Raw genomic sequence first — 2,984 nt, 5'->3', positions numbered from 1 at the left:
AATTCCATCCGGTAAGGGATGATATACAGCATATTGACTTTTATGAGGTGGTTGAAAAACATCCGTTCTGGATGGAGATCCCTGTAAGATATGAAGGTGTACCGGCAGGGGTTACAGACGGAGGAAAAGAAATCATCAAGATGAGAAAAGTAGTGGTAAGGGCCTTGCCTAAAGACATGCCCGATGAGATTAAGCTGGATGTCAGCCAATTGACCATCGGAGATTCCATCCGCATTGATGATATTTCTTATGAAAATCTGGAAATATTGGATGATCCAAACTCTGTAATGGTATTGATTAAGAGTCCACGTGGCGGTGCTGCCTTTGCTCTGCCTGAAGATGAACTTGCAGAAGGTGAAGAGGGCGAAGAAGAAGGTGAAGAAGGTGAAGCAGCAGAAGCCGAAGAAGGTGAAGGTGCCGAAGAAGGCGGCAGTGAAGGTAAGGAATAAAATTTCATAACCTTGAAATACCTGATAGCAGGATTGGGAAATATCGGGGAAAAGTACAAACACACCCGTCATAACATTGGTTTTAGAATATTGGATGCTTTGGCTGAGGCATCCAATATTTCTTTTGATGACAAACGTTACGGTTTTATCACTCAATTCAAGCACAAGGGTAGAACCTTTATACTTCTCAAACCCACAACTTACGTTAATCTTAGTGGCAGAGCAATCCATTACTGGTTAAAGAAGGAAAAGATTCCGTTAGAAAGACTGCTGGTGGTTGTGGATGATGTATCCATCCCTTTCGGCTCTATAAGAATAAGACCTAAAGGAGGAGATGCCGGACACAACGGTCTGGCCAACATCAATCAGGTGTTGGGTACCAGCAATTACCCCCGACTTCGTTTTGGCATCGGGAACGATTTTCCCCAGGGAGCCCAGGTGAATTATGTACTGAGTGAATGGTCCACTCAGGAAGAAAAAAAACTCCCCGAACTTGCAGAACATGCTGCAGAGATGATCAAAGCCTTTGGTACCATTGGTCTGGAGCTTACCATGAACCATTACAATATAAAATAATTCACAACGTCATTATATTATATGACCAAAAAAGATGAATTGCGAATAGACAAATGGCTCTGGGCGGTAAGAATATTCAAAACCCGAAGCAAAGCTGCCGAGGCCTGTAAAAAAGGAAGGGTATTGATTAATGATCAGCAGGTCAAGCCTTCCAATACGGTTAGAGTAGGCGAAGTGGTAACGGTGAAAAAGAAACCCGTTTTCTACAAATACCGTGTTACCGGTTTGCTCGAAAAAAGGCAGTCCGCAACCATCGCCCGGGAAAACCTGGAAGACATCACCCCGGAAAAAGAAATGAAAAAACTTGATGTCCAGAAACAGGTGATCCATGAACACCGGCCCAAAGGAGCAGGCAGGCCTACCAAGAAAGAAAGAAGAATACTGGATAAATTCAAGAAGAAAGGATTATAAGAAATGATCATAGCCAGAGAGAAGAAGAAGACCAATATAGCCGAATATATACTTTACATGTGGCAGATAGAGGATATGATCCGTGCCAACCGTTTCGATCCGGAGCAAATTGACAGAAATATCATCCAAAAATTCGACCAGCCGGAGGAAGTAAAGGAAGAAATGCGGGAATGGTACAGAGACCTCATTCAACGCATGGAGAATGAAGGAATCAAAGAAAAAGGCCATCTGAATTTTCTCAATTCCATCATTGATGAGTTGGAGAATCTGCACAAATCGACCATCAGAGATCCCAATGAGCTGGAATATGTGAATGCCTACAATAAGGCGAAGGCCAGTATAAACGACCTGAAAGGCAAGTCACAGGGTACAGCCCGCGGGGATATTGAAGCCTGTCTGCAGGGGCTTTATGGAATACTGATGCTCAGGCTTCAGAAAAAAGATCTAAATCCTGCCACCAAAGACGCACAAGCTTCCATCAGCCATTTGATCGCTATGCTGAACGACAAGTATATGGAAAGGAAAGGGATGCAGTAAGTTTCTAGTAGTGAGTAATGAGTTGGCTGTCCTTGCATTCAGTGGGTTGTCATCTATGGTCATTTGTTGTCATTCGATTGTCATTAGAGCTTTGAAGGGGGGTAATTATGCAGAGTCTACCTTGCTGTGACTCGAGGATTGATAGACAAGAAAATTTGATTGTCATCCGTCAAAGAGCCGGACAAGTTTTATTGTCATTCGGTTGTCATTAAGTCATTGGCAAAAATACTCACCACTCAAAACCCATAACTCATCACTTTTGCCGTTCTTTTCTCTGCTCGTTTTCTTGTTATATTTTGAATTTACCACGCATTCTCAAACCTTAAAATTAACATTACCCTACTTCACGGAGGTTTTCAACTATTCGGGTAAGTTGCCCATCTATTCAGGTTTCTTATTCATTTTACTTATCCAGAAATTTATGCTTTACGTCTTGATTTGGTACAAAGCAGGTGCTGCGTTTGCCGAACCACTTGTAACGGTTGCGAGCGATCCAGTCATAAACCGGATCACGGATAAATTTTGGAACAACAACAAAAGCATACAGAGCAGGCCACAACAACCTTAATCTTTTCGCAATTCGCAGTGCTGCGGTGGATTGGGTATATACCTTCCCGCCTTCAATCAGAACAATGGAATCGGGTACATCTTTCTCCATGCCCATATCCGTAAGCAACCTCTCAGCAAAATCCGATTGCAGGGAGGCATAACGAAAAACATCCCCCCGCTCCCGCTTCAGCACAAAAACCACCGAACTGCTGCACAAGTTGCAGTAACCGTCGAAGAGGACGATTGGTTTGTAGGTTGATAAGGGCATCCAATCAAAGATTTAAGTTTAATTTTTATTATTTTTAGACAAAAAAAATTATTGAGATGGGTTCATGCTGATGATTCCTGTTTCTCCTTGAATATCAATAGCCTTCAATGAGAGAGTCAATTCCTGTCTTTGTTCACAGTAGGATACTTCTTGTATTTTTAAATTCTTATTGGATGAAGACATCTGATCCGGCT

Annotated in this window: 5 protein-coding genes; 4 read left to right on the top strand and 1 reads right to left on the bottom strand. The window is 42.4% G+C overall.

Features of this window, described 5'->3' with window-relative positions; genetic code table 11:
* From KGY70_20110 to KGY70_20095, 4 genes are all read left to right on the top strand, one after another.
* On the top strand, positions 1-449 hold a 449-nt coding region (locus KGY70_20110; protein ID MBS3777510.1), incomplete at its 5' end, for a 50S ribosomal protein L25.
* Positions 450-461: 12 nt separating this feature from the next.
* The gene (gene pth / locus KGY70_20105) at positions 462-1,025 is read left to right on the top strand and encodes an aminoacyl-tRNA hydrolase (protein ID MBS3777509.1); all 564 of its coding nucleotides are present in this window, start codon (positions 462-464) and stop codon (positions 1,023-1,025) included.
* 21 nt (positions 1,026-1,046) lie between these two features.
* Positions 1,047-1,436: an RNA-binding S4 domain-containing protein gene (locus tag KGY70_20100; protein ID MBS3777508.1), complete on the top strand. Its 390-nt coding sequence runs from the start codon at positions 1,047-1,049 to the stop codon at positions 1,434-1,436.
* A gap of 3 nt (positions 1,437-1,439) precedes the next feature.
* Positions 1,440-1,973 (top strand): DUF4924 family protein, encoded by a 534-nt coding sequence (locus KGY70_20095; protein MBS3777507.1) that lies wholly within the window; start codon positions 1,440-1,442, stop codon positions 1,971-1,973.
* Positions 1,974-2,376: 403 nt separating this feature from the next.
* On the opposite strand, the gene KGY70_20090 is transcribed toward KGY70_20095, so the two are convergent.
* Positions 2,377-2,790 (bottom strand): DUF393 domain-containing protein, encoded by a 414-nt coding sequence (locus KGY70_20090; protein ID MBS3777506.1) that lies wholly within the window; start codon positions 2,788-2,790, stop codon positions 2,377-2,379.
* Between the last annotated feature and the right edge of the window lie 194 nt (positions 2,791-2,984).

The sequence above is a fragment of the Bacteroidales bacterium genome (assembly GCA_018334875.1).
GTDB lineage: Bacteria > Bacteroidota > Bacteroidia > Bacteroidales > UBA12077 > JAGXLC01.
The sequence above is the reverse complement of the archived record's forward strand: the minus strand, read 5'-3'. Positions and strand labels throughout refer to the sequence as shown.